The organism is Parabacteroides johnsonii DSM 18315, from assembly GCF_025151045.1.
Lineage (GTDB): Bacteria > Bacteroidota > Bacteroidia > Bacteroidales > Tannerellaceae > Parabacteroides > Parabacteroides johnsonii.
In genome coordinates, this window is the sequence record NZ_CP102285.1 from 2,816,353 (window position 1) to 2,835,746 (window position 19,394).

At 43.5% G+C, this 19,394-nt stretch carries 20 protein-coding genes and 1 tRNA gene; all 21 read right to left on the reverse strand.

The window, feature by feature from the left end:
• Positions 1–272: 272 nt before the first annotated feature.
• The gene (locus NQ564_RS11590) at positions 273–578 is read right to left on the reverse strand and encodes a hypothetical protein (protein WP_008151353.1); all 306 of its coding nucleotides are present in this window, start codon (positions 576–578) and stop codon (positions 273–275) included.
• Between the two features lie 54 nt (positions 579–632).
• On the reverse strand, positions 633–836 hold the full coding sequence (locus NQ564_RS11595) for a hypothetical protein (protein WP_008151356.1): 204 nt from the start codon (positions 834–836) through the stop codon (positions 633–635).
• A gap of 58 nt (positions 837–894) precedes the next feature.
• Complete coding sequence (locus NQ564_RS11600) at positions 895–1,140, reverse strand: DUF6956 domain-containing protein (protein ID WP_008151358.1); 246 nt, start codon at positions 1,138–1,140, stop codon at positions 895–897.
• Positions 1,137–1,364: a DUF3873 domain-containing protein gene (locus NQ564_RS11605; protein ID WP_039848296.1), complete on the reverse strand. Its 228-nt coding sequence runs from the start codon at positions 1,362–1,364 to the stop codon at positions 1,137–1,139. The genes NQ564_RS11600 and NQ564_RS11605 overlap by 4 nt, the downstream gene beginning before the upstream one ends.
• An 11-nt stretch (positions 1,365–1,375) precedes the next feature.
• Positions 1,376–1,633: a hypothetical protein gene (locus NQ564_RS11610; RefSeq protein ID WP_039848297.1), complete on the reverse strand. Its 258-nt coding sequence runs from the start codon at positions 1,631–1,633 to the stop codon at positions 1,376–1,378.
• Positions 1,634–1,660: 27 nt separating this feature from the next.
• Complete coding sequence (locus NQ564_RS11615) at positions 1,661–2,992, reverse strand: PcfJ domain-containing protein (RefSeq protein ID WP_008151363.1); 1,332 nt, start codon at positions 2,990–2,992, stop codon at positions 1,661–1,663.
• Between the two features lie 4 nt (positions 2,993–2,996).
• The gene (locus tag NQ564_RS11620) at positions 2,997–3,419 is read right to left on the reverse strand and encodes a PcfK-like family protein (RefSeq protein ID WP_008151364.1); all 423 of its coding nucleotides are present in this window, start codon (positions 3,417–3,419) and stop codon (positions 2,997–2,999) included.
• A gap of 17 nt (positions 3,420–3,436) precedes the next feature.
• Entirely contained in the window at positions 3,437–3,994 is a 558-nt protein-coding gene (locus tag NQ564_RS11625) for a hypothetical protein (RefSeq protein ID WP_008151366.1), read from the reverse strand.
• Between the two features lie 43 nt (positions 3,995–4,037).
• Entirely contained in the window at positions 4,038–4,328 is a 291-nt protein-coding gene (locus NQ564_RS11630) for a hypothetical protein (protein ID WP_008151368.1), read from the reverse strand.
• Positions 4,329–4,347: 19 nt separating this feature from the next.
• Positions 4,348–4,569, reverse strand: coding sequence for a hypothetical protein (locus NQ564_RS11635; RefSeq protein WP_008151369.1), 222 nt, complete (start codon positions 4,567–4,569; stop codon positions 4,348–4,350).
• Positions 4,570–4,580: 11 nt separating this feature from the next.
• Complete coding sequence (locus NQ564_RS11640; RefSeq protein WP_008151371.1) at positions 4,581–4,925, reverse strand: hypothetical protein; 345 nt, start codon at positions 4,923–4,925, stop codon at positions 4,581–4,583.
• A gap of 72 nt (positions 4,926–4,997) precedes the next feature.
• Positions 4,998–5,519 carry a hypothetical protein gene (locus NQ564_RS11645; protein ID WP_227963148.1) on the reverse strand — a complete coding sequence of 174 codons (522 nt, stop codon included), beginning with the start codon at positions 5,517–5,519 and terminating at the stop codon, positions 4,998–5,000.
• A 309-nt stretch (positions 5,520–5,828) separates the two neighbouring features.
• Positions 5,829–6,914: a site-specific integrase gene (locus NQ564_RS11650; RefSeq protein WP_039848299.1), complete on the reverse strand. Its 1,086-nt coding sequence runs from the start codon at positions 6,912–6,914 to the stop codon at positions 5,829–5,831.
• A 91-nt stretch (positions 6,915–7,005) separates the two neighbouring features.
• Positions 7,006–7,078: transfer RNA gene (locus NQ564_RS11655), tRNA-Thr, on the reverse strand.
• A gap of 39 nt (positions 7,079–7,117) precedes the next feature.
• Positions 7,118–7,579, reverse strand: a complete 462-nt coding sequence (locus NQ564_RS11660) for a hypothetical protein (RefSeq protein ID WP_008151379.1) — start codon at positions 7,577–7,579, stop codon at positions 7,118–7,120.
• 68 nt (positions 7,580–7,647) lie between these two features.
• Complete coding sequence (locus NQ564_RS11665) at positions 7,648–8,679, reverse strand: DUF6340 family protein (protein ID WP_008151381.1); 1,032 nt, start codon at positions 8,677–8,679, stop codon at positions 7,648–7,650.
• Positions 8,680–8,769: 90 nt separating this feature from the next.
• On the reverse strand, positions 8,770–9,621 hold the full coding sequence (locus tag NQ564_RS11670) for a sugar phosphate isomerase/epimerase family protein (protein ID WP_008151383.1): 852 nt from the start codon (positions 9,619–9,621) through the stop codon (positions 8,770–8,772).
• 142 nt (positions 9,622–9,763) lie between these two features.
• Complete coding sequence (locus NQ564_RS11675) at positions 9,764–12,391, reverse strand: valine--tRNA ligase (protein WP_008151385.1); 2,628 nt, start codon at positions 12,389–12,391, stop codon at positions 9,764–9,766.
• Between the two features lie 129 nt (positions 12,392–12,520).
• Positions 12,521–15,178 (reverse strand): glycoside hydrolase family 2 protein, encoded by a 2,658-nt coding sequence (locus NQ564_RS11680; protein WP_021862229.1) that lies wholly within the window; start codon positions 15,176–15,178, stop codon positions 12,521–12,523.
• A 66-nt stretch (positions 15,179–15,244) separates the two neighbouring features.
• Positions 15,245–17,680 (reverse strand): glycoside hydrolase family 95 protein, encoded by a 2,436-nt coding sequence (locus NQ564_RS11685; protein WP_008151388.1) that lies wholly within the window; start codon positions 17,678–17,680, stop codon positions 15,245–15,247.
• A 102-nt stretch (positions 17,681–17,782) separates the two neighbouring features.
• Positions 17,783–19,390 (reverse strand): RagB/SusD family nutrient uptake outer membrane protein, encoded by a 1,608-nt coding sequence (locus tag NQ564_RS11690; protein WP_008151390.1) that lies wholly within the window; start codon positions 19,388–19,390, stop codon positions 17,783–17,785.
• Positions 19,391–19,394: the final 4 nt, after the last annotated feature.

The following is a 19,394-nucleotide window of genomic DNA, read 5'->3' on the forward strand; positions in this document are numbered from 1 at the left end:
TTTTATGAGAACAAAGAAGAATTACGCAAAAGTGATGAAACTAATCAACGTGTTGAGGGGTATGGAGACGAGGCAGAAATGTAGTAGTTCAACATGACGAGAATATCATTCCCCTCCACCAAAAATAATGAATACAACATATCTTCATCCGCAATTTTTGCGGATTTTTTTATTTATCGAAGATGGGGGCAAGAGGGCTTTTTGCTACTTTTGTGCCGCCTTCTGCTCACCGTCAAAAGTAGCGGGCGGCAAGCCTGCCATCCGCCAAAGGGTCAGAAACGGGTGTAAAGTCCCGTAACCTGCGTAAAGATAGATTGAAGCATATCAAAATACACCCCCTCGAACTTGGCAATCTCCTTGACCTTGATGCCGAAATTCTTGGTAACGGACTGGCGATAGAAGCACATTGTGTAAGTGTCGGTCACTTCGTCCAATATCACTTTCAGGCGGTTGGCGGAAGTCATGTTCCTCGCAAGGCTCATTTGCAGCCCGATGCCCAAGTCAATGAAATTCTTGCTTCCCGTCATGGCGGCAAACCTATGTCCGCCCATCTGTTCCAAAATCGTCTTTGCTATCATCTTTTCTGAATTTAAGTGTTCTTGTTTTGAGGGTGGCTTTTGCCATCCCGATTTTTACCGCTTCATCCTTTGCTGCACACGTTCAAGCGTGCGCTCGGCAATGGGACGTGTGTCCTTGTTCCAAAGGTCATACCCGTGTACGGATATTCCCACGCTCCGTAGGTCACGGATGTAGCCAGGCACATGGTCTCCCGTAGGCAGGTAAACGAACTGCATCCATGCGTCCTTGCCGTCTGTCAGTATGAAATAGTATTTCATTCCACTCGTTTTTATGGTTGGTAATGGAGTGTGGGCGGTGGTTCCCACCGCCACGCACTCAAAATTCCTTCATGTCGGCGATAGCCGTACAGCGTGTGAGCCATTCCTTTACGCAGGACATGTTGTATTCGGAAGTGATGACTGCCGTATGCCCGTTTATCTGCGTAAACCTCGTACTTTCGTAGTCCTCCACCCAGCCTTTGAGGCTGTCCGTTCCCCATGCGTCCGCATCGGCGAACATATTGTCCAACACCTTGATTGGGTCGCTGAACGTCACTATCAGCGTATCATATCCTGCGCTCATCGTCTGCCCTCCTTGTTTTTAAGGTTCAACCATTCGTCACGCAACCTTCTACATTCTTCCAATGTGGGTTTCACGCAGGAGAAAAGTTCTCCGTCCGTATGTCGGTAGTCGTATTGCACGAAAGTGCGCCTTTTCCTGCCGGAACTCGTTTGGAAACGCTCGTATTTCTCCGTTCCTGCCGCTTGGCAGGTGCTTGTTCCGTTAACGGTCATTCTTGTTGTCATAGCCTTATCAATTAAAATTCGACAATCAGTAATCTGTTCTCCAAACATTGGTCTGGGTCGGATGCCTTTTTCTGCGTCACCCACAGATGGTGTGCGCCATACCCGAATGCGAAAAGGGCATTGAAAAGTTCCTTTCGTGCGAACACCTCCATTACACCCCTTACATCCTGCTCGTTCTTTGTCAGCACAAGCGTGTTCAACAATTCGATGAACATTTCGGGCAGTTCTTCGTGCCACCCGAAAATCATGTTTTCTATTCTTACTTCCATATCGCTAAGTATTAAGTCGTTATACAATCATGCCGCCTTCATCCGCTGCCGTATCTGTTCGGCATTGCTTTCCACAAGGGCGATGATGCGGTCGTGGTATTCGGTATTGGAATTGCATACGCCACGGCTCTGCACCACTTTCAGCGTCCGCAAGTCCACCTCCACCGTTTCGATGCGCTGCCCGTCTATCCGTGCGGAAAGTATCAGGGCGTTTTCTTTGTTGTAGTAGGCGTTGGCATAGACGCAGTGGCGCATGGCTTTTCCTTCCTCGTAGAACTCGTCCACGCTTTGCAGTACCTTGACGATGATTACTCCGTCAGTCAGTATAAGGTTGAGGAAAGCGGCTTTCTTTTGGATATACTCGTCTTTCTCTTTCTCCATTTCTTCCAAACGCTTCTGTTCATGCTCCAACCGCTCTGCTTCCCATTCCCTGCGCTGCTGCTCACGTTCACGCTCCAATTGGGCTTGCCGTTTCTCCATATATAGGTCGTGAGCCGCCTTGAAGTCGGTCGGGCATATGAAATGGGGGTTGCGCAGGTCTTTTCCCAACCTCTCCAAAAGATATACGAGGTCGCACCACAAGGAGATGTCGGTTATGCCATATTTGTTCCGCATGGCTATCTTGTACGAGTTCCAACATCTGTCAAGTTCCTTCGGACGGGAGAGGAAATAGCGCAAGTGTTCGATGTTGCCAGACTTCAGCAATGTTTCCATACGGTTGTCCGAAAGGATTGCCTTGAAGAAGTCGTAAGGCAATATGCCGTGCAGGTTACCGTCAAATCCGTTACGCTTGATTTCGGGGATAATCCGTCGGCGTGGGTAGGTGCAAATTGGGTCGATGTCGTATACCCTGTGCTGGTTGTTCCTGCGGATTTCCATCGGGCTGTCCTCATTCCACAAGTCGTAGTAGAGAAATGAAAAGCCACGCAACCTTGCTACTGTCTCGGATTTTCCGTCGGGTGCAATCCACCGTTGTGCCACCTCGCAGATGGAATACTCCGCCTTCTGCCCGACTTTCTGACGGCTTCTGACGAAAAAGAAGCGTATCACTTGGTAGCCTTTGCAGGTGGTGATGATGGAGAAATACTCGTTGTCCACGAACACCCTCTTTCGGGTGACCACGACTTCCAATGCCGTGCCGCAGTTAGGGCAGGTGCAGCCGCAAAGCGTGTCGGCAAGGGTGTGCCCGCTCTTCCATGCGTGTCCGCACTCCGTGCAGGTGATGACGCCTTTTGCCGTCCGCCTGCCATAATGCTTGAAACAATGGCGGAAAGCGTAGGTTCTCTGTGCGCCTGTCAGTCCGGGCAGGGTCGCGCTCAGACGGACGATTTCTTTCTGTATGGGTGTCTTGGGTTTCATAGGTTCAGAATAATGAAAGTTCAACTTGTTGTGCGTTTGTCTTTTGGCTCGCCTTTGCCCTGTTCCGGTTCTGCAACTTGCGCAGTTCCTCGTCTTGGTATTGGCGGATGGCTCTCTGCCTCGCTTCCGCCTTTTCCTCGTCTGTCAGTTCAACCCCGCATACCATGACTTGGCATGGAATGGGTTTGCCGATTTCGATGTCGTTTTCGTCAAAATAGTGTACCGCTTGCGACAATACTTCTCCTGCGGTAACGCCTATGCCGTTGCCTCCATTGCATTGGCTTTTCGCCCAATGCAACAGATAGGTGATGCAATCGTCCATGTTCTTGTTCGGCTTGCTGTAACTTGCTGCAAACAGTTTGTCCTCCGCCGCACGGCTGTCCAAATAGGCTTGGATGGTCCGCTTGAAATGGTCTGTTCCGTTCATATATGTATGTATTTTAGTTAGTTGAAAATTTCTCCGTTGGATAAAAACTCGTATCCGTTGGCTTCACAATCACGCTCAAAGGCTTCCTCGTTGCTCGCATATTCCACATCATCCCTGCAAAAGCGGAAAAAGCTGTCGATGCAGTCATTCATCAAGTCATACAAGTTCGTATGCTTGTCGGGGGATTTCAGGAAGTCGTATATGGGTTTCAGTATGTCCATGTCCGCACAATAACCCGTCAGCACACAATCATTGGTTACGGATATCCGACTTCTGCGCTGTTTGTGGAAATCCTTTTTGTGCCAATAGGTCTTGGGCTTGAAAAGGCTGTGCCAATAGTTGTTCACGATGAATTTCAGCAACCGCACACCGCACAGTTCTTCCTCTTCCCCGCTGTAATGTGAGGTGAATTGGAAATTATAGGTATGGGCATCATAATTCCACCTGCTTACCTTTACCTTGAAAATCTCCTCAAAGGCTTTCAGCGTTGCCCGGTTGTCGGATGCGTCATATTCAAAGCCTTTCAGCCAATTCCAATAGGCGTTTTCTTTCGCATTGTCCGAAAGTTCGTCCACCTTGTAAACTTCGTATTTCCTCGTTTCCGTTCATAACTTTGCTCTATTGTTCGTCCAACATATTGTGATAAAACAACTCGTCATCCCGTCCGTAGATTTCCATCGTAGGGTTGTTTTCGTTTTCCACTGGGGATAGTCCTTCTGCCGTTTCGGGGTTCAGTTCGTAGTCGCAATAGATGACGTTCTCGTCCATACCGATATGGCTGTTCACGTCTTTATCTTTCCATGAAAGAATGATGGCTTTGGCTTCCTCATAGCTGTTCGCCTTGATTGAGAAGCGGGTACGTTCCCAGCAAGTTACCTTGCAATCCATGTAAAAGTCAAAAGTTTCCATTGTCTGTAATTTAAGATGGTTATACGGTTTCTTGTAAAATCTCTATATGGTATTGGGGCGGGCATTCCAAGATGAGAAAGGCGATGAAGTCTTTTCTCGTTTCCTTGTTCAACTCGCGGTACAACTTTCTGAATGAAGTAAAGTTGCCGTTGATGTACACCTCTACCATATACTCGAAGATGTTGTCCACCTCGTAATACCTGCATTGCTGCGCTGCCGTCTTGCTTTGTCTTTTCGCCATGTCCGTATGAATTAAAGGGTTAATAACCAGATAAAAATTCCGATAGCTGCCGCTACTGAAAGCAGGGCGGTGAGGATGCCGAACATGAAGTTAAACACACCCAACAGGATTTCCCCTGCGATGCCCACCGCCAAACCTCCTGCGCAAAGGGTAATGCCCCATGCCGCTCTCGCCATTGCGGACAATGCCATCCGCAAAGCCTTTCCGATGTCGTTCAAAGTCAATCTTATATCTTCCAATTTTAAGTTGTTGTTACTTACTTGTCTTGCTCGGATGGGGAGGGTCGGGTCGAATCCTTTTTCTTTTCGCCTCTCCGTATGTCCGATGTCTCCTTGTGACGTCTTCCGACCGCGCATCGGTCGTTTTCGTTTCAGGGGAAAAAAGCAAAGGTCAGGGGAGTAGGTTCAGCAAATTTTTTCGACAGAATACTACCTGAGCCTGCGAAGTGTGGAGATTGTGGCTAAAAAATTTGTGTTCCTAATCCCGTCTTTACCTTTGCCCCTGCAACGAAAATGACCACTGATGCCGTCTGGAATGGCGGCATGGGGACATTGGCATACACTTGAAGAGGCGGAAAGGAAAAGGAGTAAAGTGTGTAAGATGGCGCAACGCGCCACAGGAAAATCGAAAGGGCGGCGCAACTGACAAGGGAAAGCCTCGCTTTCCTGCCGCCGTGACGGAAGTCCCGTGACCGTCATTGTCATGCGGGCATGGCTTGCGGTCGCGGGTGTTCCTCCGGCGGCATCTGTCTGAAAATGGTCTTGCCTGCCATTGCTCCGATTGGCAACGGCAGGGCAAGACGGTTGGAAGACAGGCAACACATGACAGCCGGGAATAGTCGCAGGAACAGATTCACGCTTGCCGTGTCCTGCATCCGGCGGCATTTCCGGCTGACAACGGAAACGAAAAAGGAAAATGACAAGACTGTCCACGCCGTTCAGCACAAGCACATAAAAGAAGTGTCCGCGACGATGGCAGTGTCACTGGTGACATTGTGGTCGTCGTGGGCTTTTCTTTGCTTGTGCCGCTTCTGGAATGGGCTTGCGCACATCAAGCCGGAAGCCGTTTTCAGAACAGGAAAAATGATGGAGGATAAAATTGCGGAGAAATAAAAATTGCAGGAAACCTTGCAAAGATAGATGCAGTTTTGTACCTTTGCAAAAGGTAAGTACGTTCTTTCGCTTGATGCAAAATGAGGCAGATTATAGAAGTTCGCTGGTTTCTAAACCGTTAACAAGCCTGTTTTGTTTCTATGTTAATCATCTCATATTTAGAAAGATATAATTTTTATTGTGTCTTGCCTTATATGTTGTCAAGTCAATAGGAATACTCAACCTTTCTCCTATTTCTTTCAAAGACTTATTCACTTTCGCTATAATCTTATGAATCCTATTTACTTTCTGTTGTTCCGTCTTATGAAAATTGGATAGAATAGGGAATAAATAGGGATTATCAGGCATTGAGTATTTCTGAATCAATTTAATAGCCTGTTCCTGCAATGAAACCTTTATCTGCTTTTGAGTTTTCTTTCTGATATAGATTAATCTATTTTCCAAGATATTATCTTTTGTCAGACGAGCAATGTCCCCAAAGTTAATGCCTGCTGCCAAATATGAAAAAGTAAACAAGTCTATAGCTAAACATTCCAAAGGCGATTGCCCTTGATAATTTAGTATTGATAGAATCTCACCTTTCAGAATTGAACGTTTGGCTGTAGTTTGGCTTAATTTAGAGACTTTAAACGAATAAAAAGGATAATATTCTGATTTAACGATCTTCTCCTCTATCGCAAGATTATAAATCACCCGTAAATGCCTAAAGCGTGTTCCCAATGTGTTTATAGCCAATCCTTGACTTTGCAACCACACCTCATAACGTTTTAGCCAGATAGTGTCTATATCAGAAAAAGGAATATCCAAATGCTTGTTGAACTTTATAAGAGAGTACATAGTACATTTATACATATCCGCATAACGTAAACGATTTGCAGATTCAAGTTCTTGAATATACAGGTTAAAGACCTCTTGTACAGTTTTACGCTTTACTGGTTTGTTCACCTTCTCCATTAAAGAAGTTGCAGTAAATTCTTTTTCCTGTGATTTAAACTCTATAACCTTATCTGTATAGACTTTTACTTTCTCCGCTATTAACCTTTCTAAGTACTCCTTATTTGGACATTTAGAAGTTGGTTTGTTGACTTTAAAATCCCAATATTTAGGCAATATGGAAATACCAAGACTTTGATATTTCATTTTTCGATCCTTACAAACACGAATCATCAAAGGTGATTCATTGTTTTTCAAGACTTTAGATTTGTAACATACGACATTGACTGTTGTACTCATGGTTTAAACGCTGGTTTAAACAAACCACGAAAACCACAGAAAAAGCCATAAAAAAAGCAGTCATCGAAAAAGATAACTGCTTGATATTGTGAGCCGAAAGCCGGACTTGAACCGGCGACCTACGCATTACGAATGCGTTGCTCTACCAACTGAGCTATTTCGGCGACATTTACTTCCTGAATGCGGGCGCAAATATAAGAAGTCTATTTGACATCTGAAAGAAGTTTCGCTAAAAAATCATCTAAATCTGCATCTAAATCTTTTAAAAGAGGATCATCCAAACGAAGATTTTCATCGTCCAAGAACAGAAGTTCCTCAATAACAGAGAAATCCTCATCTGTCAGGCTTACCGAGAACGGTTTCAAAAAACAAGGGTTTTCAAAAACTTTTTTTGTAACCAAAACGGCAAGCACGGCTTTCAAAGTTGCAGCAACCTGCTGAGTGAACTGATCGTCATCACATGTCGTATTCACCCAATCGAAAATGATAGTCTTCTCAACCAGCGCATCCTCTTCATCATAAATAAGCAACTCTCCACTTTCAGCATCCACCTGTACGTATAAATCGCTGTAACAGTTGCCAGCTTCGTTTGCCGCAAGTTTATTGATGGCCGAATTGAAAGTAGCTTCTATGACAGCTTGAACCTTTGCATTATTAGCACTCATATCTTATTATTTATTCTTTATTCGAAACGTCTGCCAAAAGTAATAATAATTCAGAGAATATAAGATTATTATTCTCCAAATTGCTTATTTAGTTTTTGATCTGAACGGATACGCTTGCCAAGAGCCTCTACATACAGCCGTTGCATTTTCGTATAATTATAGTCTTCTCCCTTTTTACTATTAAAAATCTCGTAAGATTTAGCAGCCCAGTTGTAGGCTTCCTTCAACTGAGTCTTCATTTCATAGTACAAAGCCAAGTTCGATGCAGCTTTTGCCCGTTCTTTCCAACGCGAAGAATTTTCATACACATGCTTCCAACGCAAAGCCGCTTCTTCCCATTTGTCGGACAAGGCATAGGCAGTCGCTTCTTTCCAACGCGCCCCCTCACCTTTGTAGAACCATCGGCTTTCATTATCCCAATGAGGTACAAAGTTCGGAGTAATCTTCGTACCTATATACTGTCCAGCAGCCCGTAAAGCTTCATCCGGCGACGGCAGATAAAGTTTCAATTGCTCCATATTGTCCGCGCTTTCAGACCAGAAAACACTATCCTGCACATAGACGGTGGCCAACGGATTGTCGCGTCCGGGAAGATAACCGCGGACGACTCCCGTAATCTCGACATCGACTCCTCCCACAACAAAACCTTCGGCAAAAGCAACAACATTTTTTTCCATCCGGAACAGCAGGCGGTCGAACGAAATAACAGCGTCCGTCCCTGTCTCCCGGCACAATTCTTTCACCGCTTCGGGCGTCAACTTTTCATCCACCAAATATTTTGTATCCTGACGGGTGCCATCATGATAGAGAAGGACATCATTGAAGAAAGAAACATCCACAATCGATTTGCCTAAAGAATGGCAGGCATCATACAAAGCACTATCCGCATGGGCGCGGGCCGTGTCCTGCACAGTTCCATATAAATTATAGGTATAACCGACATCATCAGGCTGGGGAACGGCGTTATTAACAATCAAAACCTTGTCGACCTTCTTCGGGAAAGTAATCTCGGCCGGGTTATAAGTTTCTATTCCGATATATTCAATGGTGCTGCACGCCGAAAACAGGCAGGCCACTAACAGATACAACGTTGTTCTCATCTTTACATTTATGATTTATAATTTATGAATTATGCTTCACAACTTGTGCTTCATAAGTCATAAATCACAAATCATAAATCATAATTCTTATCATGCCATATCACTAACGGCCTTGAAATAGCCGATAGACTCTGCGATACCGAGGAAAGGATCTTTCATGTCCTTTTCGAACTCCAGACTACACATTCCGGTATAGTTCACTTCGCGCATCATACGAATCAACGCGGGGAAGTCGATCTTTCCGCGACCGATCTCGATACCGCGTCCGGCTTTTGAAGAATCCGTCACATCCTTAATGTGCATATCGAACACGCGGGTATGATATTTCTTCAAGTCGGCAACAGGATCGCAACCATTACGCAGGTCGTGACCAACATCCAAACACATACCAATACGCGGATCCAGATCTTTCGTATGTTCCCAAACATCCGTTGCATCCGGATAAGTCTTGATATCGGGTCCGTGCAAATGGATCGCATAATTGAAGTCGTACTCTTTCACTTTTTTGTCTACATAAGGCAAAAGTTCGTAATTTGGTACGCCGACAATCGTTTTCACACCTACTCGCTTCGCATATTCAAAACCACGATCGATTTCAGCCTCGCTCTTCATATAGATAGGACCGACAGCATATCCAGTCACACCATACGAAGCGCATTTTTCATGAAACGCCTTGATCTCTTCGTCCGTACTTTTGAACGGCAAGTGGAAATCCTTGATACAAAGATAATGAATATCCAAACGCTGCAAAGTTTTTAACGTAGTTTCCAAGTCAAAGTTTACAAATGTGTACCCAGCCATACCCAAATGAAAAGGATTTACGGCCTTAGCAGCCTTAGGCTTCACTGGATCGGGCAATCCGGCCTTAGCCACGCTTGCCGTCCCCAGCAGAATAGCTCCTGCCAGCCCTTTCTTAAAAAAAGATCTTCTTGATTTCTCCATGATATTAATTTAAATATGATTACACTATTGTCGGCAAATATAATCTTTTTTTAGTGTGTACGATAACATTTAAAAGAAAAAAAAGCCGTTGCATCCGTATATTTACGGGACAACGGCTTTTATGATATTCCAATCGAGTTCTTTATTTCTTCAAAGCTGCAATGCTTTCCTCGATAGACTTGATTTTACTTTCTGCATCGGCCTGTTTCTTACGTTCCATTTCAATGACTTTGGCCGGAGCTTTGCTTACAAAACTTTCGTTACTTAACTTTTTCATGACAGAAGTCAGGAAGCCTTGCTGGTATTTCAACTCGTCCTGAAGCTTAGCCAACTCCTCTTCCACGTTGATCATATTACCCAATGGGACAGCATATTCCGTCGTACGCACCAAGAAGGAAACAGAACCGGCTGCTTTTTCTTCTGTACGGATGATGGACGACAGGTTACACATCTTAGCGATTACGGCGTTGAAGTGATCGTTGTGTTCACCCAGTACCTGCAATTCCAATGCTTCCTTATTCGGTATATTTTTCTGGAGACGTATCGTACGCACTCCACCCACAATTTCTTTTGCTATTTCGAAGTCTTCCAGATATAAGTTATCAACAGGAGCAACCTCCGGTATCAATGCGACCATCAGACTCTCGCCTTCCTTACGCGGTTCCAACGCTTGCCACAACTCCTCTGTAATAAAAGGCATAAACGGATGAAGCAGGCGAAGCAGAGCATCGAAGAAGCCAAGTGTTGATAAATAAGTTGACTTATCAACAGGTTGCCCGTAAGCCGGTTTAACCATCTCCAGATACCAGGAAGAGAACTCATCCCAGAAGAGTTTGTAAACAGCCATCATCGCTTCGCTCAAGCGGTATTTACCGAACAGATCGTCCATTTCGGCGATCGTCTTGTCCAACTGCATCTTAAACCATTTGACAGCAGTGGCTGCCGCCTCGGGCTGTTCGATAGTTGAATCGACCGTCCATCCTTTGATCAGACGAAAGGCATTCCATATCTTATTGTTAAAGTTACGTCCCTGTTCGCACAACGCATCATCGAAAGGAATATCGTTTCCGGCAGGTGCTGCCATCATCAATCCCATACGTACACCGTCTGCGCCGTATTGTTCGATAAGTTGCAGTGGATCAGGAGAGTTTCCTAATGACTTTGACATCTTACGGCCCAGTTTGTCACGCACGATACCAGTGAAATATACATTCTTGAACGGCATCTTGCCTCGATATTCATAACCGGCCATAATCATCCGGGCTACCCAGAAGAAGATGATATCCGGACCGGTCACCAGATCGCTCGTCGGATAGTAATAGTTGATTTCCTCATTATCCGGATCGTTGATACCATTAAACAAAGAGATCGGCCATAACCAGGAAGAGAACCAGGTATCCAACACATCCTCATCCTGACGCAGATCGGTCATCGTCAGAGAAGCGTTGCCGGTCTTTTCCTTGGCCATTTCCAAAGCTTTCTCTGCCGTTTCGGCTACGACATAACCGCCTTCGGGCAGGAAATAAGCCGGAATACGGTGTCCCCACCATAACTGACGGCTGATACACCAGTCCTTGATGTTTTCCATCCAATGGCGATAGGTATTCTTAAACTTAGGAGGATAGAATTTAATGTCATCCTTCATCACCGGTTCCAAGGCGATCTGTGCGAGGTGCTCCATCTTCAAGAACCACTGCATAGACAGCTTCGGTTCGATAGGCACATTGGTACGTTCGGAGAAACCGACTTTATTTTCATAAGCTTCCACCTTTTCCATCAGGCCGGCTGCTTCCAAGTCTTTTTCGATCTGCTTACGAACGTCGAAACGGTCCATGCCGACATACAAACCACCGGCTTCGCTGATCGTACCGTTATCATTGAATATATCGATAGAGGGCAAATTATATTTTTCGCCCAACATATAGTCGTTCACATCGTGTGCCGGAGTCACTTTCAGGCAACCGGTACCGAACTCGATATCCACATAATCATCCTCAATCACAGGGATCACGCGGTTTACCAGCGGAACAATCACTTTCTTCCCTTTCAACCAAGTGTTCTTCGGATCGTTCGGATTGATGCACATGGCCGTATCCCCCATGATCGTTTCGGGACGGGTTGTCGCAACAACCGCATAACGCCCTTCCGGATCACCTTCCACCTTATAACGAAGGTAATACAGTTTGCTATGTTCTTCCTTATATATAACTTCTTCATCGGACAGGGCGGTCAATGCTTTCGGATCCCAGTTCACCATACGGACACCGCGATAGATCAGTCCTTTCTCATAGAGATCGACAAAAACCTTGATCACGCTTTCGGAACGCAATTCGTCCATCGTGAAAGCCGTACGGTCCCAGTCACAAGACGCTCCCAACTTACGCAACTGTTTAAGGATGATACCTCCGTGCTCTTCCTTCCATTCCCAAGCATGTTTAAGAAAGTCTTCACGTGTCAAGTCTGTCTTCTTAATCCCCTGCTGTGCAAGGCGATTCACGACTTTTGCTTCGGTTGCAATAGAAGCGTGATCCGTTCCCGGTACCCAGCAAGCGTTCTTCCCCTGCATACGGGCACGGCGGATCAGAATATCCTGGATGGTATTGTTAAGCATGTGTCCCATATGAAGCACGCCAGTGACGTTTGGGGGCGGAATGACGATCGTATACGGCTCACGGCCGTCTGGTTTCGACTTGAAAAAGCCGTTATCCAACCAATACTGATACCACTTACCCTCTACTTCTGCGGGGTTGTACTTACTTGCAATTTCCATATTGTTTCGTTATTATTATATCTATGTTCGGTACAGACAAAAGAAGTCCGCCATTTTCAGGCGCAAAAGTACAAAAATAATATAGATAAGCACATAAGAGCTAAATTTTATATTGCTTTACATTTAAAATCAATCATTAATGCCAACTCCGAACTGTGTTTGTTGCTTTTCGACTTCTCTTACTTTTAATTGATTCAATTCTTTACGCAAACGTTCGTTTTCCCTCTCTAAATCGCTCTTATTTACAACACTTTTCATATTGGATCGTAACTTACCACCACCTAACAATTCTTCTTGTAAAAAGATTTCTTTTTGATCGTTTGCTACCGTTTCAAACTCCAATATTCCATCCAACGGACGAGATTGTCCCGGATTTTGCATAGACGCAATAATCCTCACCTTACCTGGCTTTGTCGTTGATTGTACCAAAACAGGCGCCGATCCCCAAATTATCGGAACTGGATTCATACCAACGGAAGCATCCCCCAACAGCCTACCTTCTCCTTGGATGTTAAAATGGACGTGTGAATTATTCAGCCGTTTCACCGTTCCACGCTTGTCTACCACTTCAGCAATGACGGTCACTACATCGGAACCATCGGCTTTCAGAAAGACATTCTCGTTATCCAGGCGAACGACCAGACGATCGGCTTGTCCGGAAGGGTAGCGTTTATGGCTGACAACGACTTTCCCACCTATCAAACCTTCCGCCAATAGATAGGCATCATCCTGCTTTCCGGCACGCGCCATTGCTTTCCATTCCATGAAATGATAAATATCTTTAAAAGTGATAATCGGAGAAGGCATACCTTTATGATTCGGATCTTTCTTATAAACATATTCTTTTCCGCCTTTAAACACGGTCAGACGAATTTCTTCGCAATTCGAATAAATCGTCACGTCCGTCGGCGAAAAAGGTGTGATCTCATGAGCGATATGAATCATAGGTCCATTGTCAGCAATCAAATCACTCTTTTCGGGAGAACGTTGTGCCATAAACATATAATAAGAAGTTTTCGGCTGGCGGAAAGCATCCATAATTCCTCCATAGAAAGGATCGGCATGATAGCCACGCTGATGGTCAAAAGAGTGCCAGAAGCAAGCGCCGACTATTTGCTTCGGCTTGTTGCATATCGTCTCATAACATAGAATCGGGTATTCCTTTATATAGGACGGATTCGCATAATGTTCCGCCTGGATCAACATCGGCACTTCTCCCCAACCACGTGCCACACGGCTATCGGAATTCTGCGCATTCCAATCATCGACATTATCTCCCCATTCGCGAATGAAATAGGTTTTATCCGGTTGCAATTTTGATTCGATCGGGCGCAACAGCAAAGAATAATACTGATCACCGGAAGCCCCATGATCGCAGGCCGCAATGCTATAAGGATAAGGATATTCCTCTTCACATATTTCCAACGCATTCTTGGCAAAATCATCTGGATAATGCGTTTCGTTCAAGATCGGCTCCCAGAAAAACAACGAAGCATGATTACGATGAATACGGATCATATTGCGTATATCTGAATAAACACGTTCGCCAAAGATCGGCTCTTTACTCCAGAACTGCCAACCGGGCACCTCTACCAATGCAAACACCCCTAATTCGTCACAAGCATCCATAAAGGCCGGATCGATCACATAATGCGTGCGGATCACCTTCATGCCTGCATCGCGCAGCTTTTTGGCATCTCTCCACTGCATGGAGTTCGGCAAAGCATTTCCCAACACGGCGAAATCCTGATGCCGGTTCGTTCCCATCAATTTCTCGTCATAGGGTTTGCCGTTTATCCACAGTCCTTTCGTCTGCTTAAACTCAATGCTGCGGATACCGACCCGCTGGCGATAGCCGTCAACCACCGTTCCGGCATCAGTCGTCACCGTCACATCCAAGTTGTATAAATAAGGAGTTTCCGGACTCCATAAAGAAGGCGAATCGATCCCGATGGAAGCAACGGCATATCCGGCCTTTCCCTTTCTGACCGATACTTTCTTGAAGACCTGCTTAACGACTTCACCCGACTTATTTTTCAAATTGAAAGTAACTGTCACTCGTTCGTTCTTCTCCGAAAGATTGCGAACATGTGCTTTTAAATTCACGATCGCGCTCTTTTCCGAAACATCGGCAAACGAGACAAACAGTCCTCCTCCGGCAACCTCATTTTCATAATTTGCGTTTGTGATAAACACCTTGTTATGCGCCACCAACCAACAATCCCGATAGATACCTCCAAAATAGGTAAAGTCCAACAGGTTTTGCGGTTTTCCGACAGGATAAGAGGGATCGTCGCTATTATCAGCCTTTACCGCAATCACATTCTCCCCATCCCAGTCCAGTTCATTCGTCACATCCAAGATGACGGGTAAATATCCTCCATACTGCTTTTTCAATAGCTTGCCGTTTACATACACCTCGCTTTTACCCATGATGGCTTCAAAATGGATAAACAACTGCTTCCCTTTCAGCCGAGAATCCAGTGTAAAGCGCTTTCTATACCAGGCAACACCCTGATAGTTCGCACAGCCACTTGCCTCAATCGGCAGATACTCCAGACCATGCGGGATAGAAATCACTTCCCAACCAGAATCGTCAAACCCCGTAGCAAAAGGTGTCCCTACCACATCCCCCTTATAAAAACGCCAAGCAAGGTTCATCGAATAAACCTCACGACCGGTGTTGGGCAACTCATAAAAACCGGCAGTGGAAAACTTAGGCTGCTCCAATGCGAACAGACTGGATGCCCAAATGAGAAACAGAGCTATCAATAAATTTCGTTTCATGTAATACATTGTTAATAATTATCACTTCACAATACTACAACACACAAATAAAAAACAGATTCAAATTCACAAATCAACTTCTACTAAATAAGTACTTCCTTTTTGCGTATCAAACATATTTATATAATAATTGCCATCTTGCACTTGAGTAGATACAGTACCTTTTACTCGCACAGGCACAGAAGTCCGCAAGACACATTTATTTCCAAGATTTGATTTTATCTCAGCCTGTTTCAATTGATGATTTTTCCAAGCTATCGCCACTTCAAAATTTCCACGAGACTTCAATCCTGAAATACAACCTGAAGGCCAATTATCTGGTAAAGCTGGTAATAGATGAATTTCTTTTAATTGACTTTGAAGTAACATTTCTACAAAACCAGCTGTCGCTCCAAAATTTCCATCTATCTGAAAAGGGGGGCACGAATTAAACAGATTTGCATAAGTACTATACTGCAACATTTCACGAATCATTTTATACGCATGATTCCCATCTAACAGACGCGCGATTAAACAAATCTTCCATGCTTTACTCCAACCCGTCCCTTTATCACCCCGCAATTCCAATGTACGACTCACGGCTTTTGCCAATTCCGGCGTTATCAAAGGAGATATTTGTCGTCCAGGATATACACCAAACAGATGCGATAGATGCCTGTGGTTCATGTCCGTTTCTTTGTAATCTTTACTCCATTCTTGCAATTGACCAAATGAACCTATCTGATAAGGGAATAATCGTTCTTTCTTTTTGATGACTTCCGATCGAAATTTTTTATCTATACCCAGTATTTCTGATGCCTCAATTACATTTGTAAATAGATCATGAATAATAGCCATATCCATTGTAGCAGCTTCCGATACAGCATAAACATTATTATCTACGAAAAAATTGTTTTCAGGAGAAGTTGAAGGAGAAGTAATTAAATAGCCATTTTTCTCTAACAACCAATCAAAACAAAACAAAGCAGCTCCTTTCATAATAGGATATGCTTCGTTTTTCAAAAACTCTTTATCCCCTGTATAACAATAATGTTCCCACAAATGGAGAGAAAGCCAATTTCCCCCCATATACCAACTTGCCCACGATGGATTTCCATCACCGCAATTCCCCACCGAATTACTCAATGCCCAAATATCTGAATTGTGATGAGCCATCCAACCTCTTGCATGATAATACTCTTTCGCTGTATCCTCACCTGTGATGGAAAGATTTTTAATAAAATTCAACAAAGATTGATGCATTTCCGATAAATTAGTACTTTCTGCCAGCCAATAATTCATTTCTGTATTGATATTGATCGTATAATTGGAAGCCCAAGGCGGACGTACTTCATTACTCCATAATCCTTGCAAATTGATAGCAGAACCACCCGGACGTGAAGCAGAAATCAACAAATAACGCCCATATTGAAAATAGAGCTCTTCTAATTGAGGATCATAATTTCCGTATGAATATAATTTCAACCGAAAATCTGTTGGAAGTTTTTTATTGATAGTACTATTTAAAGTATCTGTCAAATGCAACGAAACACGATCAAAATATGACTTAAAATCTGTGATATGTCGTTTTTTTAATACAGCAAAATCTACTTTGTCTATACGGTCTATTCTATGACAGGAAATAACCTTCTCATCTTTTCCTTCTGAGTCTGGATGTTTATTGAACCCATTAAAACTGGTAGCAGCAGAAAGTAATAATGTTAATGAATTTGCATCCTTAACATGAATACCTTTTTCATCAGAAACAATAGTTCCTCCATCAGGAATTGCTTTCAACACTGTCTGAAAACGCATACCTTGTAATCCATCTTTATCAACTTGCACTATAGGCTCTCTTCCCGGCCTTTCATAATAAATCGGATCTACACAAGCAGGAGCTTGTCCTGATAAAACAAACAAATCTTTTCCATTTGCTGTCACATGATGTTTTAAAAGAGAAGTCAAATGAATATCCAACGTAAGTTTCCTAAGCTTATCCGCTGTAAATTGAATTACCATAACACTATCAGGTGCAGAAGTAAACATTTTCCGAGTATAATGTACCTCATCTACCACAAACTCTATTGAAGCAATGGCTTTATCCAATTGCAAAATTCTTTTATAGTCAACCACTCTTGCCTTATGACCAAAATCTTGCTTAATTTTAAGGTCTCCAAGAGGCAGGAAGTTTTCCGTAAAAAATCCTTGCATCTTTTTACAAAGTTTCGTTGCCTGTTGATAATCTTCTTTAGCCAACGCCTCTCTAACAGGAGCAAGGAACTTATAGGCTTCCGGATTCACATTTTTTTTGAGGGGACTTCCTGACCAAAGCGTTCCCTCATTCAACTGTATCAGCTCCTCTTCAACACCACCAAATATCATCGCCCCTATTTGCCCATTTCCTATTGGTAATGCTTCTACCCACTGATTGGCAGGCTGTTCAAACCAAAGAGTTTTTGGTTCTTCTTGGGCAATCAGTGGAATAGCGATCAATGTCAAAAAAAATATCTTTATCTTATTCATCTTATTAACAATATCAAAAAATCCTGATTATTCACAAAAGATCCCCGAATCTTCATTCAAAAGAATCAGATCCGGGGATCACAACGCGAATTACAATCTATTTTACCAATCTGGGTTCTGAACTAAATTACCATTATTATCCATAGCCTCTTGCGGAACCGGGAACAGATACATTTTATCTTCCCAAAAACGTTCTTCCACATATTTATGATCCATATTTTCATTAACCGCTTTCATACGGGCACCATAAACTTTTCCTTTTTTCACCTTATCAGCAATACGCCAACGAATGATATCGAAGTAGCGCAATCCCTCAAAAGCAGTTTCAACTCGTCTTTCATGACGCAATTTTTCTCTCAACACTGACTGGGATGCCATTTCTATCTCCGGCATTCCTACTCTCCGACGAATCTGATTGATCAAAGAAACTGCTTCGGCCAAATTTTGATTCAATTCAATTAGAGCTTCCGCACGCATCAAAAGGATATCTCCATAACGCAAAATTGTCATATTTTTATCTGCCAATGTACGATCAGCATACTCTCCTCGTAAATCAATCCACTTTTCACACATATAGCCTGTCATATGCGTCTCTTTCTGTACATAATCACCACTGTTAGGATCATCTACTCCATACCGACAACGAACATTTCCATCTACAATCCACTCTTTATACGGCCAAGTGATAGTAGTATTCAAACGAGGATCTCGAAAATCGAATTCACCTCGATGAGTGTCTGTTTCAGCATCTTTTCTTTTTTGAACATATTCACAATCTAAAGATTCACATTCAGAGACCGAATGTCCATTCAAACATTCATACTCTTCAACCAATTCATTTAAAGCAAGAACATTAGACCAACCGGAATAAACACCGGAAACATACGACAAATTCCTGTTTAAATCATGAACGACTAACGGCGAACTATATTGACGTTCAAAGATAACCTCCTTGTTGTTTCCATCCGACTGTGGGCGGAACAATTCATCATAATCGGCATATAATTCGTAATCACCAGACTTGATAACCTTATCTGTATATTCCAAAACCTTCCCGTAGTCCTTTTCATACAAATAAATACGAGAAAGGTAGGCATTGACAGTCTGCTCGTTCACCCGACCACTTTCTTTAATTTCGAGCGCATTGATATTAGGCAAAACAAAATCTTCCAATTCGCTCAAGACAAAATCCAACACCTCTTGGCGAGGTTGGCGAGAAGTTTCACGTGATTCCGCAACAGTCAATGTTTTAGTGATCAATGGAACATCTCCAAAATAGAATATCATATCATAATAGACAAAAGCCCGAATAAAACGAACCTCTGCACTAAACCTTAAATATTCTGCTTCCGTAATTTTATCTCTAGCCTTTTCCAAGCCCTCCAATATATAATTCAACTTGGCAATGGAAGCATATTTCCACTCGTCTTTCACTGCGCTATTTTGAGTTGTATAAGTACCATTGCCTATTTCTGTCTGGGCGGAACTTCTACGCATTCCATTATCGCTGAAACAATCTCGATAGGCAACTTCTTCCGTATCATAAATATAATCATAAGCACCTTTAACCATCATCTCCGTCTGGCTTTTATCATTCCACCACTGATCTTCCGAAATTTGATCCAACGGAGGTGTCGTCAAAAAACTGTCACATGAAACTAATCCCAATAAAAAGGCTATCGCGCACAAATATTTATTTATTGTTTTCATCTTT

Excerpts from the sequence above, each read along its gene's own strand:
- NQ564_RS11590 (WP_008151353.1), bottom strand. The coding sequence starts at position 578 with ATGATAGCAAAGACGATTTTGGAACAGATGGGCGGACATAGGTTTGCC.
- NQ564_RS11595 (WP_008151356.1), bottom strand. The coding sequence starts at position 836 with ATGAAATACTATTTCATACTGACAGACGGCAAGGACGCATGGATGCAG.
- NQ564_RS11600 (WP_008151358.1), bottom strand. The coding sequence starts at position 1,140 with ATGAGCGCAGGATATGATACGCTGATAGTGACGTTCAGCGACCCAATC.
- NQ564_RS11605 (WP_039848296.1), bottom strand. The coding sequence starts at position 1,364 with ATGACAACAAGAATGACCGTTAACGGAACAAGCACCTGCCAAGCGGCA.
- NQ564_RS11610 (WP_039848297.1), bottom strand. The coding sequence starts at position 1,633 with ATGGAAGTAAGAATAGAAAACATGATTTTCGGGTGGCACGAAGAACTG.
- NQ564_RS11615 (WP_008151363.1), bottom strand. The coding sequence starts at position 2,992 with ATGAAACCCAAGACACCCATACAGAAAGAAATCGTCCGTCTGAGCGCG.
- NQ564_RS11620 (WP_008151364.1), bottom strand. The coding sequence starts at position 3,419 with ATGAACGGAACAGACCATTTCAAGCGGACCATCCAAGCCTATTTGGAC.
- NQ564_RS11630 (WP_008151368.1), bottom strand. The coding sequence starts at position 4,328 with ATGGAAACTTTTGACTTTTACATGGATTGCAAGGTAACTTGCTGGGAA.
- NQ564_RS11635 (WP_008151369.1), bottom strand. The coding sequence starts at position 4,569 with ATGGCGAAAAGACAAAGCAAGACGGCAGCGCAGCAATGCAGGTATTAC.
- NQ564_RS11640 (WP_008151371.1), bottom strand. The coding sequence starts at position 4,925 with ATGCGCGGTCGGAAGACGTCACAAGGAGACATCGGACATACGGAGAGG.
- NQ564_RS11650 (WP_039848299.1), bottom strand. The coding sequence starts at position 6,914 with ATGAGTACAACAGTCAATGTCGTATGTTACAAATCTAAAGTCTTGAAA.
- NQ564_RS11660 (WP_008151379.1), bottom strand. The coding sequence starts at position 7,579 with ATGAGTGCTAATAATGCAAAGGTTCAAGCTGTCATAGAAGCTACTTTC.
- NQ564_RS11665 (WP_008151381.1), bottom strand. The coding sequence starts at position 8,679 with ATGAGAACAACGTTGTATCTGTTAGTGGCCTGCCTGTTTTCGGCGTGC.
- NQ564_RS11670 (WP_008151383.1), bottom strand. The coding sequence starts at position 9,621 with ATGGAGAAATCAAGAAGATCTTTTTTTAAGAAAGGGCTGGCAGGAGCT.
- NQ564_RS11675 (WP_008151385.1), bottom strand. The coding sequence starts at position 12,391 with ATGGAAATTGCAAGTAAGTACAACCCCGCAGAAGTAGAGGGTAAGTGG.
- NQ564_RS11680 (WP_021862229.1), bottom strand. The coding sequence starts at position 15,178 with ATGAAACGAAATTTATTGATAGCTCTGTTTCTCATTTGGGCATCCAGT.
- NQ564_RS11685 (WP_008151388.1), bottom strand. The coding sequence starts at position 17,680 with ATGAATAAGATAAAGATATTTTTTTTGACATTGATCGCTATTCCACTG.
- NQ564_RS11690 (WP_008151390.1), bottom strand. The coding sequence starts at position 19,390 with ATGAAAACAATAAATAAATATTTGTGCGCGATAGCCTTTTTATTGGGA.